15 protein-coding genes are annotated in these 14,503 nt (G+C 63.8%); 6 read left to right on the plus strand and 9 right to left on the minus strand.

All coding sequences use genetic code 11. The annotated features are described in order from the left end of the window. Positions 1-71 precede the first annotated feature (71 nt). The 3 genes from KXR83_RS16480 to trhA all read left to right on the plus strand — a co-directional run bounded on the left by KXR83_RS16480 (position 72) and on the right by trhA (position 3,454). The gene (locus KXR83_RS16480; protein WP_437425861.1) at positions 72-854 is read left to right on the plus strand and encodes an alpha/beta fold hydrolase; all 783 of its coding nucleotides are present in this window, start codon (positions 72-74) and stop codon (positions 852-854) included. 931 nt (positions 855-1,785) lie between these two features. After that, positions 1,786-2,412 (plus strand): DUF2867 domain-containing protein, encoded by a 627-nt coding sequence (locus KXR83_RS16485; protein WP_437425713.1) that lies wholly within the window; start codon positions 1,786-1,788, stop codon positions 2,410-2,412. A 376-nt stretch (positions 2,413-2,788) separates the two neighbouring features. Further along, positions 2,789-3,454: a PAQR family membrane homeostasis protein TrhA gene (trhA, locus tag KXR83_RS16490; RefSeq protein ID WP_437425714.1), complete on the plus strand. Its 666-nt coding sequence runs from the start codon at positions 2,789-2,791 to the stop codon at positions 3,452-3,454. Between the two features lie 345 nt (positions 3,455-3,799). Here trhA and KXR83_RS16495 read toward each other — a convergent pair whose 3' ends face one another. From KXR83_RS16495 to KXR83_RS16520, 6 genes are all read right to left on the minus strand, one after another. Further along, positions 3,800-4,558 (minus strand): 3-hydroxyacyl-CoA dehydrogenase, encoded by a 759-nt coding sequence (locus KXR83_RS16495; RefSeq protein ID WP_437425715.1) that lies wholly within the window; start codon positions 4,556-4,558, stop codon positions 3,800-3,802. Positions 4,559-4,648: 90 nt separating this feature from the next. Further along, positions 4,649-5,800, minus strand: a complete 1,152-nt coding sequence (locus tag KXR83_RS16500) for an acyl-CoA dehydrogenase family protein (RefSeq protein ID WP_437425716.1) — start codon at positions 5,798-5,800, stop codon at positions 4,649-4,651. A gap of 8 nt (positions 5,801-5,808) precedes the next feature. Further along, the gene (locus KXR83_RS16505) at positions 5,809-6,597 is read right to left on the minus strand and encodes an enoyl-CoA hydratase/isomerase family protein (RefSeq protein ID WP_437425717.1); all 789 of its coding nucleotides are present in this window, start codon (positions 6,595-6,597) and stop codon (positions 5,809-5,811) included. Next, a complete protein-coding gene (locus KXR83_RS16510) occupies positions 6,594-8,258 on the minus strand; it encodes a long-chain-fatty-acid--CoA ligase (RefSeq protein ID WP_437425718.1) in 1,665 nt (554 codons plus the stop codon). Before KXR83_RS16510 ends, KXR83_RS16505 begins: the two co-directional genes overlap by 4 nt. Before the next feature lie 7 nt (positions 8,259-8,265). Continuing rightward, entirely contained in the window at positions 8,266-9,441 is a 1,176-nt protein-coding gene (locus tag KXR83_RS16515) for a thiolase family protein (protein ID WP_437425719.1), read from the minus strand. After that, on the minus strand, positions 9,438-10,304 hold the full coding sequence (locus KXR83_RS16520; RefSeq protein ID WP_437425720.1) for a CoA transferase: 867 nt from the start codon (positions 10,302-10,304) through the stop codon (positions 9,438-9,440). The genes KXR83_RS16515 and KXR83_RS16520 overlap by 4 nt, the downstream gene beginning before the upstream one ends. A gap of 94 nt (positions 10,305-10,398) precedes the next feature. On the opposite strand from KXR83_RS16520, the gene KXR83_RS16525 reads away from it, so the two are divergent. Continuing rightward, the gene (locus KXR83_RS16525; RefSeq protein WP_437425862.1) at positions 10,399-10,992 is read left to right on the plus strand and encodes a TetR/AcrR family transcriptional regulator; all 594 of its coding nucleotides are present in this window, start codon (positions 10,399-10,401) and stop codon (positions 10,990-10,992) included. On the opposite strand, the gene KXR83_RS16530 is transcribed toward KXR83_RS16525, so the two are convergent. The 3 genes from KXR83_RS16530 to KXR83_RS16540 form a co-directional block, all read right to left on the minus strand. Next, positions 10,898-12,193: a hypothetical protein gene (locus KXR83_RS16530; protein WP_437425721.1), complete on the minus strand. Its 1,296-nt coding sequence runs from the start codon at positions 12,191-12,193 to the stop codon at positions 10,898-10,900. The genes KXR83_RS16525 and KXR83_RS16530 overlap by 95 nt on opposite strands. Further along, positions 12,181-12,528, minus strand: a complete 348-nt coding sequence (locus KXR83_RS16535; RefSeq protein ID WP_437425722.1) for a hypothetical protein — start codon at positions 12,526-12,528, stop codon at positions 12,181-12,183. Before KXR83_RS16535 ends, KXR83_RS16530 begins: the two co-directional genes overlap by 13 nt. Before the next feature lie 92 nt (positions 12,529-12,620). Beyond that, entirely contained in the window at positions 12,621-13,241 is a 621-nt protein-coding gene (locus KXR83_RS16540) for a TetR/AcrR family transcriptional regulator (protein ID WP_437425723.1), read from the minus strand. 133 nt (positions 13,242-13,374) lie between these two features. Here KXR83_RS16540 and KXR83_RS16545 point away from each other — a divergent pair, with 133 nt between their 5' ends. Both KXR83_RS16545 and KXR83_RS16550 read left to right on the plus strand, forming a co-directional pair. Next, on the plus strand, positions 13,375-13,839 hold the full coding sequence (locus tag KXR83_RS16545) for a hypothetical protein (RefSeq protein ID WP_437425724.1): 465 nt from the start codon (positions 13,375-13,377) through the stop codon (positions 13,837-13,839). 5 nt (positions 13,840-13,844) lie between these two features. Then, complete coding sequence (locus KXR83_RS16550) at positions 13,845-14,396, plus strand: hypothetical protein (RefSeq protein WP_437425725.1); 552 nt, start codon at positions 13,845-13,847, stop codon at positions 14,394-14,396. The last annotated feature ends 107 nt before the right edge of the window (positions 14,397-14,503 follow it).

Here is a 14,503-nt window from a genome sequence, read left to right on the forward strand (position 1 = left end):
GAATTCACAACGGGGGTACTGTGCGAGCGCGTCACGTTTTCGGCCGAATCATTTCGATGTCCATGGGTCCGATGCACGTCCGAGTCGACGGGCCGATTTATGGCCCAGCAATCGTTCTAATTCATGGGTTCGCCGGATCCGTTCACTGGTTCGACCGTGTCGTGTCCCTCCTCTCGTCCGACTCCCGCCTCATTCGGGTGGATCTATTCGGACACGGGTGCACGGGCGGAGATGTGCACCTTGAGGCCGACCTGCAAGCGCAAGCGGTGATCGACGTTGTCGAAGCTTTTGGTCTGATGGACGCCACAATCGTGGGGCACTCCTTCGGCAGCGACGTCGCATTGGAAGCGGCCGGATCGTCATCGCGCATCTCGCGGGTGGTTTTGATCGACCAGGCCCCCGACCTGGAATCCGGCCACTTCCCAGCAGGGAACGCGATCATGACTATCCGCTGGGTCGCTCAACTCGCTCGGGCGAGCGCGTTCCCTGCGCTCGTTCGCCGGATCGGGCACCACGCATTCGCCGACGGCTTCGACGCCCGCACGGCATTCGACAACCCACAACAACCGTTCCACGACTTCACAGCCACAAGCCCGGCCATGTATCGAACCGTGTTGATCGATCGCCGCCGACGCCTGCAGAACCAGCCACTCGACTCCCTTGTTCGCACCATCGACAAACCGGTAACGGTGATTCACGGTCGCCGCGACAAATTCTACGATTGGGAACCGACGCTGGCGCGGTATTCCACTGCCGGTGCTCACACAGTTCTGATCGACAATGCTGGTCATTCGCCGAACGTCGAGCAGCCGGACGAAGTCAGCGCCGTCCTGCGCCGGGCCTCGCGTGCTTGACCTCGACCTGTCACTTTGCACGATCGAGTTCAGCAATCGGACGTGCTCGGCTGTGAGTCGCTGGATGAGGTAACGACAGGGAAGCCTAGGCGCAGGCCGACGTCACTCGCGGCGGCGCGAGACGTTGTATAAGAGCGGCACCGTCTCCGTTGTCGCTCTTGTGTCTTGCGGGTCGACCGTCGACCGAGTTGGTGATTCACTGCTGCATTCAGACGACTGCGTCGATATCCGCCACTGCCCACTGCCCACTGCCCACTACCCACTACCCACTACCCAGTCCATAGTCCTACCAGGAGGCCCTCGATCCGCATGCTCCACATCGACCACGGTTCGCCCTTGCCGGAGCCGTACATGGGCCACGATCGCTCGCGTGTGGTCGATTAGCTCGACGTGCTCGACGCCCGACGCCGCGCGCCACAAGCTGCTGACCGACCTCCGGGGCTTCTCTCGAACCCGACATGACCTGGCGGTGAACTGGTCCAGCGAGGTTTGCGACCGGGGCATCGGTCCGAAGCGTTCGTCGAAATGAATCCCGCCTTTGCCCAAGCGAAGGCGGACCGCGAACCCAGCTACAGGTGCACCTGCGTGCTGCCGATATCTCCATTCAGTGAGTCGGAGAACGCTGTCCAATAGTTCCATGGCGTTGGCGCGTAGTCGATCTCGCGCGGGAGCGTTGTGAGTCCCGAACCGCAGGTCGAACCATTTGGGCTTGAGGGGTCGGAATGACCCCCAGCACAGGTGCTGTCAATCACACACGGCCCGCGACGAACAACATCAGAGCCGCGTTAGTCTGACCACGTTGACCGATGAACGGATGTCGACTGACTCGGATCTGAAAGGTGGGCGCTCCGATGAGAGTTTCCAATTCCGAGTTTACGGAGCGCCCGTGGCGCATTCACGAATACGCAGGTGATTTTGAGGTCGAAGATGTGTGGTCGTTACCGACCCGGGCGGTCCAGGTGAATTGAGTCGGTTCGCGCGCGGATTCAGTGCTTCGCAAACTAACGAGAACCAATACTCGGCGACGGCGATTCTGTTCGCCATTCGGTGGCGTCTTGGCACAATATTCGGATGGGACGATCCCAGCAATGGTGTGTCGAAGCGGGTGCCGAGCTTGCGGGACCGTCTTCCCCCGAATCTACTGAACGGTAACCGGGGTCCTGATTTCGCCGATGGACCGTTTCGGTCGGTGTACTTGGCCGAGGACGAGTGGGTGTCCGAGTTGGCTAACAAGACCGTCCACGCACTGATGCACGTGGGGTGGATATCGGACGGGCAGGGCGGGTTTCATGCTCAGCTGACCGCGCTGGTCAAGCCCAATTCCAAGCTCGGACTGTTGTACATGGCAGCGATCAAGCCGTTCCGGCTCGCGGTCGTGTATCCGCAAATGCTTCGGACGATCGATAGGAACTGGCCGCTGTACAGATCAACTTCGCGATGCGCCGAGCCGCTTCGGCTGGGCGCTAACGGTGACCGATCGCTAGCTAGCGCAAGACCGGGCGGGCCGCCGAGAAGATCTCGCGGATTCTGCAGGATCTTACGCGGTTCGCGGACCTAGCCAAGCCGGCCGGGCGCGAAGATTTCCGAGCGCAACCAGGTTGAAATCGAACCGGGACTCGTCAATCGACATCCCGTCCGCAGCGTGGGACGCGGCAGTGAACGCCTTCGCAAACAGAGCAGCAGAATTGGATGCTGAGTGACGGCTCTTCTGTAAAAGAGTTCACGTGAGCCCTAGGGACATCGCTGGCGAGATACCGGTTGTGGGCGCCATCTCCCCACTGGGGCCGCTGTGTTCATCCTGAGCAGCTACACCGAGCCGCTGAAACCCGTTCTTGCCGCTCCCAAACCCAAGGACAGGTCACGCCGAAAGCTACTCATCGGTACATTACGTGAAGCTACGGTCACGTAGGTTACCCAGCGACGGAGGTCATCGAATGACGATGTTCGGAATTGACGAGCTACCGGTTAAGCCTCGCATGCGCGGATGGATCCATCTCTACGCGTTCTGCGTCGCAGTCGTGGTCGTTGTCGTTCTCGTCACAGTGGCGTTCAGCCTGGTGTCCGGCACCGCCGGTGTGGCAAGCGCCGTGTATGCCGTCTCCGTGTGCGGCGTGTTCGGCGTGAGCGCTGCATACCATCGAATCCACTGGGCCACGACGACAAGCCGCACATGGATGAAGCGCGCCGACCATTCGATGATCTTTTTATTCATTGCCGGCAGTTACACACCGCTCGTGGTACTCGGACTCCCCTCCGACACCGCTCGCACCCTGCTGATCGTCGTCTGGCTCGGCGCGCTCGGCGGCGTCGCCCTCAAAATGCTCTGGCCGCAGTCACCGAGTTGGGTCGGCGTGCCGCTGTACATTATTCTCGGCAGCGCCGTAGTCCCCGTCGCGCCGACGCTCATCGAGCACGTCGGCCATGCGCCGTTCCTGTTACTTCTCGTGAGCGGCATGCTCTATAGCGCGGGCGCAATCCTGTACGCGACCAAATGGCCGAACCCATGGCCCAACACATTTGGCCATCACGAGTTCTTTCACGCTGCCACTGTGCTAGCAGCGATCTGCCACCTCGTAGCAGTTGGGCTTGTAATGTTCTAAGCGTTCGCTTGCTCTGCGCCTAGCCTTGTGCGCGGTCGAGCAGTGGGTAAAGGTGGCTAGTGCAGTGCACTTCTGACATTGTGCAGTCGTCTTCTGAAACTGACAGATTCACCTGGGAAAATTTCAGCGTGTCCCGTCCATTTTGCTGTCCGTTGAAATAATCCGGTATGGCATAGTTTCTAGTGGACGATTCGTGTGCAGGATCCCAGTGGGCGGCTAAGTCGACGAGTTCGGCCTCGGTCACCGTGTGTGAGCCTAAGTCGAAACGCTGGCCGATGCCCAGGTCCTCGGCGTACACAAGGCGTGTGTGCTCACGGTGCGATCCCACCTGCGCGCCGACGGGTTTCACCGCGGCGCCATGCGGATCGCGCCGTCGAGGCGGATGGTTTCGCCGTTGAGCATCGGGTTGGTCACGATCGCCTCGACCAGCTGCGCGTACTCGGCGGGGTCGCCGAGCCGGCTCGGGTGCGGCACCTGCTGTCCCAGCGAAATCTGAGCCGCCTCGGGCAGAGTGCCCAGCAGCGGGGTCTTGAACAGGCCGGGCGCGATGGTGTTCACCCGGATCAGCAGCGACGCCAGGTCGCGGGCGATCGGCAGGGTGGCGCCGACGATCCCGCCCTTCGTTGCCGAGTAGGCGGCCTGTCCGATCTGCCCGTCGAAGGCCGCGACCGAGGCGGTGTTGACGATCACGCCGCGCTCGCCGTCGACGGGCTCGTTCTGCGACATCGCGTGCGCGGCGAGACGGATGACGTTGAAGGTTCCGATCAGATTGACCTTGACGATCTTCTCGAAGTCGGCCAGCGGGAACGGTCCGTTCTTGCCGACGGTCTTGACGGCGTTGCCGATGCCGGCGCAGTTCACGGTGATTCGCAGTGAGGACTCCGCGTTGGCGCGCTCGACCGCTTCGGTGACCGCGGCCTCGTCGGTGACATCTGCCGGCGCGAATTCCACGGTGTCGCCGAGAGCAGCCAGCGCATCCGTGTTCGCGGTGGGCAGGTCGACGGCGATTACCCGGGCGCCCGACTTGGCGAGGGCGGTGACGGTGGCCAGTCCGAGACCCGAGGCTCCGCCGGTGACGAGTGCGGTGGTTCCGGTGATATGCATGAATGCTCCTGCCGTAATAGGTTGAGAACAGTGGTTTTTGACAAAGTGATGTGTGACTGACGCAGTGGTGTCACTGCGCGAAGGTCAACCTCATAGGGCGCGGCCGATGAGTTCCTTCATGATCTCGTTGGTGCCGCCGTAGATCTTCTGCACGCGGGAAGCGGCGTACATCTGCGCGATCGGGTACTCCATCATGTATCCGTATCCGCCGAAGACCTGCAGGCAACGGTCGACGATCTCGCACTGCTTGTCGCTGCCCCACAGCTTGGCCATCGACGCGGTCGACGCGTCGAGGGTGCCGTCGAGGTGCCGCTGGATGCAGTGGTCCATCAGGGTCTTACCGGCCAGCACGTCGGTCTTGCACTCGGCGAGTACAAATTTCGTGTTCTGGAAGTTCAGGATCGGCTTGCCGAAAGCGTGCCGTTCCTTGGCATACCTGATGCTCTCCGCCACTGCGGCCTCGGCCACCGCGACACCGAGGATCAGCCGCTCACGCTGCAGCTGACCCATCAGCTGGTAGAAGCCCTGCCCCTCGACGCCGCCGAGCAAATTCGCTGCCGGCACCCGCATGTCGGTGAACGACAACTCGCGGGTGTCCTGGCCGTGCTGGCCAATCTTGTCCAGCACCCGCCCACGCTCGAACCCGGGAAGGTTCTCCGTCTCCGCGACGAGCAGCGAGATGCCCTTGGAACCTTGGGTCGGATCAGTCTTGGCGACGATGACGAGCAGGTCGCAGTGCGACGCGTTCGAGATGAACGTCTTCGAGCCGTTGATCACATAGTGGTCGCCGTCGCGAACCGCAGTGGTCCGTACGGCCTGCAGGTCCGAGCCGGTCCCGGGTTCGGTCATCGCAATGGCGAGAACGTTCTCACCGCTCGCACATTTCGGTATCCAGCGCTTCTTCTGGTCCTCGGTGGCATAAGCGGCGATGTAGTGCGCGACGATCGTCGAGTGCACGGCGAAGCCGAACGCGGTGTCGTGGGCGTAGGCGATCTCCTGCTGGACGATGGCCTCGTGGCCGAAGTTGCCGCCCCCGCCGCCGTATTCTTCGGCGATGTCGAGGCACAACAGCCCCGCCGCACCGGCCTTTGTCCAGAACTCGCGGTCGACCTGGTGCTGCGCGGCCCAACGGACCTGGTTCGGGGTGGCTTCCTTACGGAAGAACTCGGCTGCGTGCTTGCGCAGCAGGGCCTGATCGTCGGTCTCCCACGGGGAGCGGTAGTCGGGGAACAGCTCGCTCATGATCGGTCCTACTTTCCGGTGAATTCGGGGGCGCGCTTGGCGAGGAACGCGGCTTGGCCCTCGCGACTGTCGGCGGAATGGATGGCAACGTGAAAGTTGCGCTTCTCGTGCTCGAGTCCTTGCGTCAGAGAGGTTTCCAGGGCCTGGAGTGCGGCATCCTTGGCCAGCGCCACCGCGAGCGGTGAGTTGGTGGCGATCCGCTGCGCCATAGCGACCGCCGCTTCGAGGGCGGTGCCGTCCGGGACTGTCTCAGCGACGATGCCAGCCGCGCACGCCTGCTGTGCGGACAGGAAGTCGCCGGTGAGCAGTAGGGTCATCGCCTTGGACTTGCCGACGGCCTGAATCAGGCGCTGGGTTCCGCCGCCGCCCGGGATCACGCCGAGCTTCACCTCCGGGACACCGAACTTGGCGGATTCGCCGGCGATGACGATGTCGCAGGCAAGCGCCAACTCGCAGCCGCCGCCGAGTGCGAGGCCCTCGACCGCAGCGAGGACCGGCTTCGGGAATCGGCCCAGGTCGGCCCAGATGGTGCCGCCAAGCGCGGAACGATCGCCGAGCAGCGACTGGTCGCGAATGGCGTCGAAATTGGTGATGTCGGCTCCGGCGCAGAAGATCCCGCCGGCGCCGGTGAGCACGATGGCACGGATCTCGTCGTCGTGCCGAGCCGCGGCGAGCTCGGTGTTCAAGGCGGTGAGCACCGCCTCGTTCAGACTGTTGCGAGCCTTGGGCCGGTTGATCTCCAGGATCAGGAGGTGGCCGTCGCGGGCCGGGCGTAGCGGGGCGTTGTCGGGGTTCATCGGACTTCCTCGTAGACGTTGGTGTGCGCGGCGCGCATGGCCTTCTTGTCGAGCTTGCCGCCGCTGGTGCGGGGCAGCTGGTCCAGATACAGGACGGTCTCGGGCAATTGCCATTTGGCGAATGCATCAGCGAGCAATTCGTGGATCTCCGACAGTGGAAGTTCCTGCCCGTCGGTCGTCACGACGAGTGCTACTGGACGCTCCTGCCATTTCGGGTGCGGGACGCCGATGACGGCCGCCTCGGCGATCTTCGGATGGGCAACGAGTGCGTTCTCCATGTCGATGGAGGAAATCCATTCGCCACCCGACTTGACCACGTCCTTGATCCGGTCGGTGATCTTCAAGTAACCATTCGGGTCGATGGTCCCGACATCGCCGCTACGCCAATACCCGTCGAGGAACTTGTCGGCGTCGTCGTCGAGCTTGTGATAACGCTCGATGATCCACGGTCCGCGCAGCAGCACTTCACCCTGACTCGTGCCGTCGTGTGGGAGATCGTTGCCTTCCGCGTCGACGATCCGGATGTCGATGCCGTTGACCGGAAAACCCTGCTTACGCTTGAGGTCCCACTTCTCCTCGTCCGAGATCGCACCGCGCAGCGAGGGCTTCAGTCGCCGGTTCACCGCGACCAGAGGGGTGGTCTCGGTGGCGCCGTAGGCGTGGATGACGTCGGCTCCAGTGATGTCGTGGAAGTCGCGCATCAGCGACAGCGGCGGCTCAGTGGCACCGGACAGCAGCCGCGCCTGGGAGAAGTCCGGTGCGATGGCAAGCGTCTTGATGTAGTTCATCATGGGCTGGAAGATCGCCGGCGCACCGTTTGCGACGGTGACTTGCTCCGCGATCATCGCGTCGACGAGGACGGATGTGTCCTCGGCGATGTAGCGACCGGGCAGCACGATTTTTGCGGCACTGTAGGCGGCTGCCTGGGGTAGGCCCCAGCTCTGGCCGTGAAACATCGGCGTGATGAGCATGACGGCATCGTCGCTGCTCATCACGAGTCCGGCGACCTCGGCGAGGGTGTGCAGGTAGATGCCGCGATGCGAGTAGTAGATGCCCTTGGGCCTGCCGGTGGTGCCGGTGGTGTAACACGCGCTGTAGGAGGAGGTTTCGTCGATGACCGGCCAGTCGATCTCCGGGCCGGCGTCCGCGAGCAGGTCCTCCCAGTGCACCGCGTGCGGGAGCGTGGTGATGTCGGCGAGCGGCTTATCGGTCATCACCACCCACGTCTTCACGTTCGGCGTATGCGGTGCCAGCGCCTCGGCAACCGGAAGCAGCGACTCGTCGATGAGGACCACCGATGCATCACTGTGTCCGGTGACGTAAGCGAGATCCTCTGGCGCCAAACGCAGGTTCATCTGCAACATCACAGCAGCGAGGCCGGGAATCGCCCAGTACAGCTCGTAGTGTCGCTTGCTGTTCCAATCCAGGATCCCGACCACATCGCCCGGCCCGACGCCGATCGAGCGAAGTGCATTGGCACTTCGTTGGATTCGCGCGTAGGCATCGGCGTAGGTGTACCGGTCCCAGCCGCCGTCGGCGGTGCGGTACACGATCTCCTGCTCGGGATAGGTGCGCGCTGCGTGCCGGATGATGGTGGTGGTGTTGAGTTGATAGTGATCACCGTGGGTGGAGGGCAGACCCTTCACGATCTCGTGGCTCATGGCGTCCTCAGATGCGTTCGATGATGGTGGTGTTCGCGGTGCCGGTGGCCTCACAGATGGTCTGCAGGCCGAGCGACTTGTTGCTGCGCTCCAGTTCGCACAGCAGATCGGTAAGCATGCGAGCCCCGGTCGAGCCCAGCGGGTGCCCGAGCGCGACAGACCCGCCGTTGATGTTCAGCTTCTCGTCGGAAACGCCGAATTCCTGCTGGAACATCAGCGGCACACCGGCGAACGCCTCGTTGACCTCGAACAGATCGATGTCGCCGACGGTCAACCCGCTTCGCTCGAGTGCCTTGTGGGTGGCGTCGAGGATCGCGGTGAACTGGATGATCGGGTCGGCGGCGGCCACCGACAGCGCCCGAAAACGGGCCCGTGGGATGAGGCCGTTGCGCTCGGCGTACGCGCGGTCGGCGATCAGCAGCGCGGCCGCACCGTCGCTGATCTGCGAGGAGTTAGCCGCGGTGGTTCGCCCGCCGGCACCGAAGACGGCCTTCAGGCTCGCCATCTTGGCGGGATCGATGTGCTCACGGATGCCTTCGTCCGAGTCGATGACCGGACCGTCCGAGTCGGCGGGATCGGCGGTGATCGGCACCAACTGGTCGCGGAACTTTCCTGCCTGCGTCGCGGCGTATGCCCGCTCGTGACTGCGAGCACTGAAGGCGTCCAACGCTTCCCGGCTGAGGTCGAACTTCTCGTTCATCAGCTCCGACGAAGGGCCCTGCGCCATCAGCCCACCGTCGTAGCGATCGAGTTCCCGCGGGCTGTACTGCGGTCCGAGCGGTGCGCCGGGCAGAAACGCCGGCGGCATCGGCACCCGCGACATCGACTCGACGCCGCAGGCGATCACCAGGTCGTGGGAGCCCGCCATCACCGCTTGGGCGGCGAAGCTCACCGCCTGCTGACCGGAACCGCACTGCCGGTCAATCGTCACCGCCGGGACCGACTCGGGCAGCCCCGCGGCGAGCGCCGCGTGGCGACCGAGATTGCCCGACTGCAGGTCATGTTGAATGACGCAGCCGGTGATCACATCTTCGATCGCGGCGGGGTCGACTCCGGTCTTCGTGACAAGCTCCCGCAGGGTGTGCCCGAGCAGATCCACCGGATGCCATGCTCTGAGCACCCCTCCGCGACGACCGACCGGGGTACGGACTGCGCCGACGATCACGGCGTCACGAACGCTCATTGCAAGGCTCCTTGTATTGGATTAGGTTGTGCTGAATTGCGGATTCCGATCAGGGGAATGTCGAGACGCTCGGCGACCTCTTCCCACTCGCGCGTCGACCTGGACAGAAACGTCCGTTCTAGTTCTTCCTGGGTGCCGTCCACGCCGAGACCGTCGCGAGTGCGCTCCCAGAAGTGCGGCTCGAGCGCGGCCAAGGCGACGTGGCCGTCTGAGCTGGAGTAGATCCGGTAGCCCGGATGCGCCCCGCCGAGCGGCGCACCCGCACCCATCAGACCGTGTCGGACGGCGGCGCCGGCATCGGCGGCCGCCTGTTCGAGGACGACTCGCTCATGGTGTCCCGCACCTGATTCCACAGTGGTGCGCAGGGCGAGCAGCGCAGCGGACACGGCGCGCTCGGCGCCGAGGAGGTCGGCCACCGGGACGGTAGGCATCGCCGGCGGCACCAGCGTGCCGTGCACGGCCTGATAGGTCAGGTCGTGGCCGGGTTGCTCCGCTGCCGCGCCGTCATGACCGACGATCTCGATATGCGACAGCCGCGGATACACCGCGGCCAGATCGTCGAGGCCTAGTTTGACCAGCGCCGAGGGACGCATGGCGGTGAGCAGCAGGTCCGCGCTCGACAGTGTGTGCTCGGCGACCGCCCGCTCGGCGGTGTCCTTGAGGTCGAGCGTCAAGACCCGCTGTCCCTCAACGAGCTCGTCGTACCAGTTCGGCACAACGGCCCGCAGCGGGTCGCCCGTCGGCGGCTCGATCTTGGTCACCGCCGCGCCCAACGCCCGCAAACGTGCAGCCGCGAGCGGGCCCGGCAGATTGATCGCGAGCGACACCACGTGCACACCCTGCAGCGGTTTCGACTGCGGCATCACCAACCCCTTTCGACTATATGAATGTATAGCTATTAATGCGTACGTATTGGAACCTGTCAAGGGTGTATGATCTTTTCGCTGATAGGAGGCAATTTCTGTGACCGACCCCCGCGCTAGTGACGAGGATCTCACCGCGAAGGCGCGCATCCGCAACGCCGCACTCGACCTCTACGCCGAGCACGGCGAGGACCGCGTCTCGATGCGCGCCGTCGCCGCTGCCGCCGGGGTCGCCGTGGGATTGGTGCAACACCACTTCAAGACCAAGGACGGGCTACGCGTCGCCGTCGAACAACTGGTCGTCGACTATTACGCTCTGGCGATCGCCTCTTCACCGAACGAGGGCACCCCGGCGCAGGTCGCCGCCGCTCGAGACGAGGCGGTGCGACACATGCTCGCGACGCATCCGACGGTGGTGAACTACATCCGGCGCGCTGTGCTCGATCCGCAGGGAAAGAGCGAGTTACTCGAGCGGCTGACCGACCTGAGTCGCAGAGAGATCTCCAAACTCCGCTATTCGGGCAAGACCTTGACACGGCGGTCCGAGTCATCACAGGTCATCGGGCTGATGGTTCGTCAGCTGGGGCAGCTGCTCATGCAGCCGATGATCGATGACATGTGGGACTACCTCGACCGGACGGGCGCGCCGCACGGCGACAAACCGACGATCTCCGTGACCGTAATCTAGCGGTAGTTTGTTGGGTCAGGTCGGGAGGTAGAGGTGCACGCCGTGGCCTGGTTCCCGGCTCAGGTTCCCGGCTCAGGAGAGACTTCCGCCGACATGCGTCGTCAGGTCCTGAGCGGTCATCCGCCACCCTTCGACTCGCTCTATTCGTCGTCGTGGCGATCTGATCCGAGCTCGACGCCGAGGACGCCCAGAACGCGAACAGGTACAACAGCGTCGCGACGGGCTTGAACAGCAACGCGCCGAGGGTAAAGGCGATCATCGACTTGTAGGAGCTACGTCCGGTGCCGGTCGCCGACGCAGCGGCGGCAATGGGGATGACGGCGACGACGACGCACAGCACCGCTTCGCGGATCAACAGTGCGATCAATTGCGCGACGGAGCCGAGGAAGGCGAACCCGGCGCAGGCGAGCGCGAGGATCGGGCCAAGGCCGGTCTTGTCGTCGAAGGCCGTGATGGCAGTGATCTTCTCGTCGAGATTGCCGCCGACGAACTTCTCCAAAGCGTAGGAGGAGGCGATGTCCCCGCCCTGGTGGAACATCAGCACCAGGATCGGGAGCAGTGAGACGGTGATGACGGTGCGGACCAGCATGTTCGCGGTCTCGGTGGCTCCCTCCATGACTGCTTGTTTGCGGGCGATGGCGAGTTTGGTCATCGCGATGACGATTGAGGCGAACAAGGCGACGACGGTGAATGCGGAGATGATGTTGCGGAGCCCGGACATGGCGTTCTCGGCGGCGAGGCCGGGGATGCCGGAGGACATCCAGAAGGTCATCACCGACCGGAATGCTTGGGTGTTGCCTTCCATGACCGATTTGGCGAAGTCTCCGACCGGGTCACCCCAGAATGTCGAGAGTGTGGAGTCGACAGCGGTGGAGAACGCGTCGCCGGGGTGATCGGTGAACGCGTTGTCAAGGCACAGTGCCTCGTCCATGAAGCCGCCCACCGCGGTTCCCTCGAGTGCGTCGTTGAGCCAACCGTCACCGAGGACCGGCGAGCCTTCGGCAACGCACTCGCGGCGTTGTTGCTGAAAGTCGTTGCCGTCGGCGTCGGGGTTGATCTGCTCGGTCAGATTCGGTGTGGGTGCCGGTGTCGGATCTTGGGCGTGGGCGAGTCCGCTGGCCCCGACGACCGCGATCAGTGAGAGCAGTGCGATGACGACAGCGCGGGCGGCGTAGGCCGCTGTGCGAGTCACAGTGCCCACCGGGTGAAACCATCGAGTGAGGTGTACGGGCCGCCAGTAGTGGCACCGTCGAGTTTGCTGACCTTCCAGGTACCCCCATCCCACGCCATATTCAGGCGCAGTCCTGTGTAGGTCGGGTTCTGCATCCGTCTACCGGCGTCGTCGACATCGCGGATCTGAGCGAGCTCGACGACGGCGAAACTGTCTGTGCAGGAGAGGATCTTGAACGCCATGGGTGCCCGCAGTGCCACAGTCTCGGTGTTGACCGGTTTCGCGAGTTCTGCTTCTTTCTTCTCCTGGGTACCGATCTTCTCGTCGGGTATCAGGGTGAGCTTCTCCGTGGATTCGACAGCCACGGGTCCGCCCGCGAGTCCGCGGGGTAGGAAGTTCGCGGCGGCGGGTCAGGTCGCCAAATTGGAAAGGCCCGGCGCCCGTAGAACGCATTCCGTCAACGGTCCTTATCGATGTAACTACTGATGACGTCGGCGAGTATGGCTCTGTCGCTGGCGGTATCGACGGGTCGGGCCATGATCAGTTGGGTCGCGACCAGTCCGCGGAGGTTGCTCAGCAGGAGGTCGCCAATGGCGACGCTCTGCGTGGCATCGAGGTCCGCTCCCACCGTACTACCCAACTCCGCGAACGTCTTTGCAAGACGATTGAGATGCTTGGCGGCTGCGGTTCCCCGCGTGGCGCGGGTTCCGATCAGGATTTCGATCGCCGCCCGTGACGTAGCGCTTGACATCGCCTCCCATGCCGCATTCACCACCTGTTCCACCCGTTGTCTGGTGTCGGTCTCCGCGGCGGGCGGCGGCAGCGTCCGAAGCGTGGCCAACAGATCGGCGAAGCCCTGGTCGGCGACGGCCATCAGCAGGCCATCGCGATCGCCGAAGTGATACTGGATGACACCCCAGGTCATTCCGGCCCGCTCGGCGATGTGTTTGGCGCTAGCAGCAGCAAACCCTTCCTCCAGCACGCACCGCACGGTCTCGTCGATGGCCAGAGCACGGGTGCGCTCAGCGCGTGCCTGGTTACCGTGCGCGGGTCGGCGTGGAGCAATTCGGGGAGCCATGCCGCTAAGGGGACCACACCGGTCGCGGCCCGAGAAGCTATTGACACCAAAACATTAATAGCTTTATGGTTCTGGAAATGGTGGTCGGCGCCGCAGCGTCGGTCGGCTTCCGCGTCGATGCGAAGGAGAAACCGTGGGCGATCCGTTGGCAAACGGCAAGCGGTACAAGGTGATCCTGTGGGCCACCGGCACCATAGGACGGTTCGCCATCCGCACAATCCTCGACCGGCCCAATCTGGAATTGGCGGGAGTGTGGGTGCATTCGGAAACAAAGGACGGCCAGGACGCCGGCACGTTGGCCGGTCTGGATCCAATCGGTATCGCCGCCACCCGCGACGCCGAGGCGCTGTTGGCGTCGGACGCCGATTGTGTGATGTACGTGGGGACCGGCACGTCGCGGCCCAAAGAGGCCCGCGACGACTTCTGCCGGATCCTGCGGGCGGGCAAGAACCTGGTCACTACGTCGATTCCGGGCTTGGTCTACGAGCGTGGCTCGCTATCGGCCCGCTGCGCGAAGCCGCGCTTGCCGGAGCAAGTTCGTTGTTCTCCTCGGGCGTGGAGCCAGGATTCGGCTGTGACCTACTGCCGATCGCGCTGACGACGATGTCACACACCGTGTACTCCATCCGGGGTCTCGAGATCACCAACTATTCGGAGTATCCAGTCGCCTTCGATGTGCGCGACACCTTTGGGTTCGGCATACCGCTGGATTATCAAGGGGGACTTCGCACTCCGGGTGCGTTGAGGTTCGGGTGGGGCGCAGCGGTGACCATGGTGGCCGACGCCATGGGCGTCACGCTCGACGAGATCCGGGAATCGTGTGAGTTTGCACCGGCGACACGACGCATCGACGCGGCGTCCGGGGTCGTCGAGGAGGGCAAAGTCGGAGCGGTGTGGACGCGCTGCATCGGCGTCGTCGACGGCGTTGAAGCGATCACCATCGAGCATATCGACCGGATGGCCGACGACTTCGCGCCGGACTGGCCCAAAGGTCGTGACGGCGGCACCGACGGCATCTGGCGGGTCATCATCGACGGCGAACCCAGCTTCGACGCCGAGTTCCAGGTCGGGTTTCGGCCCGGCGAAAACACCAGTAACCAAGGGCTGTTTAGCGACGGGAATGCGGGCGCTCAACGCGATCCCGTGGGCGTGTGAGACCGACCCAGGCATCGTCGACGCCCTACACCTTCCACTTACCCCAGCGGTAGGCGGCATGCGACCGCACCGCGACGGCATTCGCGCCTTCTGAGCAGAGAAAAGAG

The sequence above is a fragment of the Williamsia muralis genome, assembly GCF_051487485.1.
GTDB classification, from domain to species: domain Bacteria; phylum Actinomycetota; class Actinomycetes; order Mycobacteriales; family Mycobacteriaceae; genus Williamsia; species Williamsia muralis_B.

Excerpts from the sequence above, each read along its gene's own strand:
- KXR83_RS16510 (WP_437425718.1), bottom strand. The coding sequence starts at position 8,258 with ATGAGCCACGAGATCGTGAAGGGTCTGCCCTCCACCCACGGTGATCAC.
- KXR83_RS16480 (WP_437425861.1), top strand. The coding sequence starts at position 72 with ATGCACGTCCGAGTCGACGGGCCGATTTATGGCCCAGCAATCGTTCTA.
- KXR83_RS16540 (WP_437425723.1), bottom strand. The coding sequence starts at position 13,241 with ATGGCTCCCCGAATTGCTCCACGCCGACCCGCGCACGGTAACCAGGCA.
- KXR83_RS16505 (WP_437425717.1), bottom strand. The coding sequence starts at position 6,597 with ATGAACCCCGACAACGCCCCGCTACGCCCGGCCCGCGACGGCCACCTC.
- KXR83_RS16550 (WP_437425725.1), top strand. The coding sequence starts at position 13,845 with ATGTCACACACCGTGTACTCCATCCGGGGTCTCGAGATCACCAACTAT.
- KXR83_RS16515 (WP_437425719.1), bottom strand. The coding sequence starts at position 9,441 with ATGAGCGTTCGTGACGCCGTGATCGTCGGCGCAGTCCGTACCCCGGTC.
- trhA (WP_437425714.1), top strand. The coding sequence starts at position 2,789 with ATGACGATGTTCGGAATTGACGAGCTACCGGTTAAGCCTCGCATGCGC.
- KXR83_RS16500 (WP_437425716.1), bottom strand. The coding sequence starts at position 5,800 with ATGAGCGAGCTGTTCCCCGACTACCGCTCCCCGTGGGAGACCGACGAT.
- KXR83_RS16520 (WP_437425720.1), bottom strand. The coding sequence starts at position 10,304 with ATGCCGCAGTCGAAACCGCTGCAGGGTGTGCACGTGGTGTCGCTCGCG.
- KXR83_RS16495 (WP_437425715.1), bottom strand. The coding sequence starts at position 4,558 with ATGCATATCACCGGAACCACCGCACTCGTCACCGGCGGAGCCTCGGGT.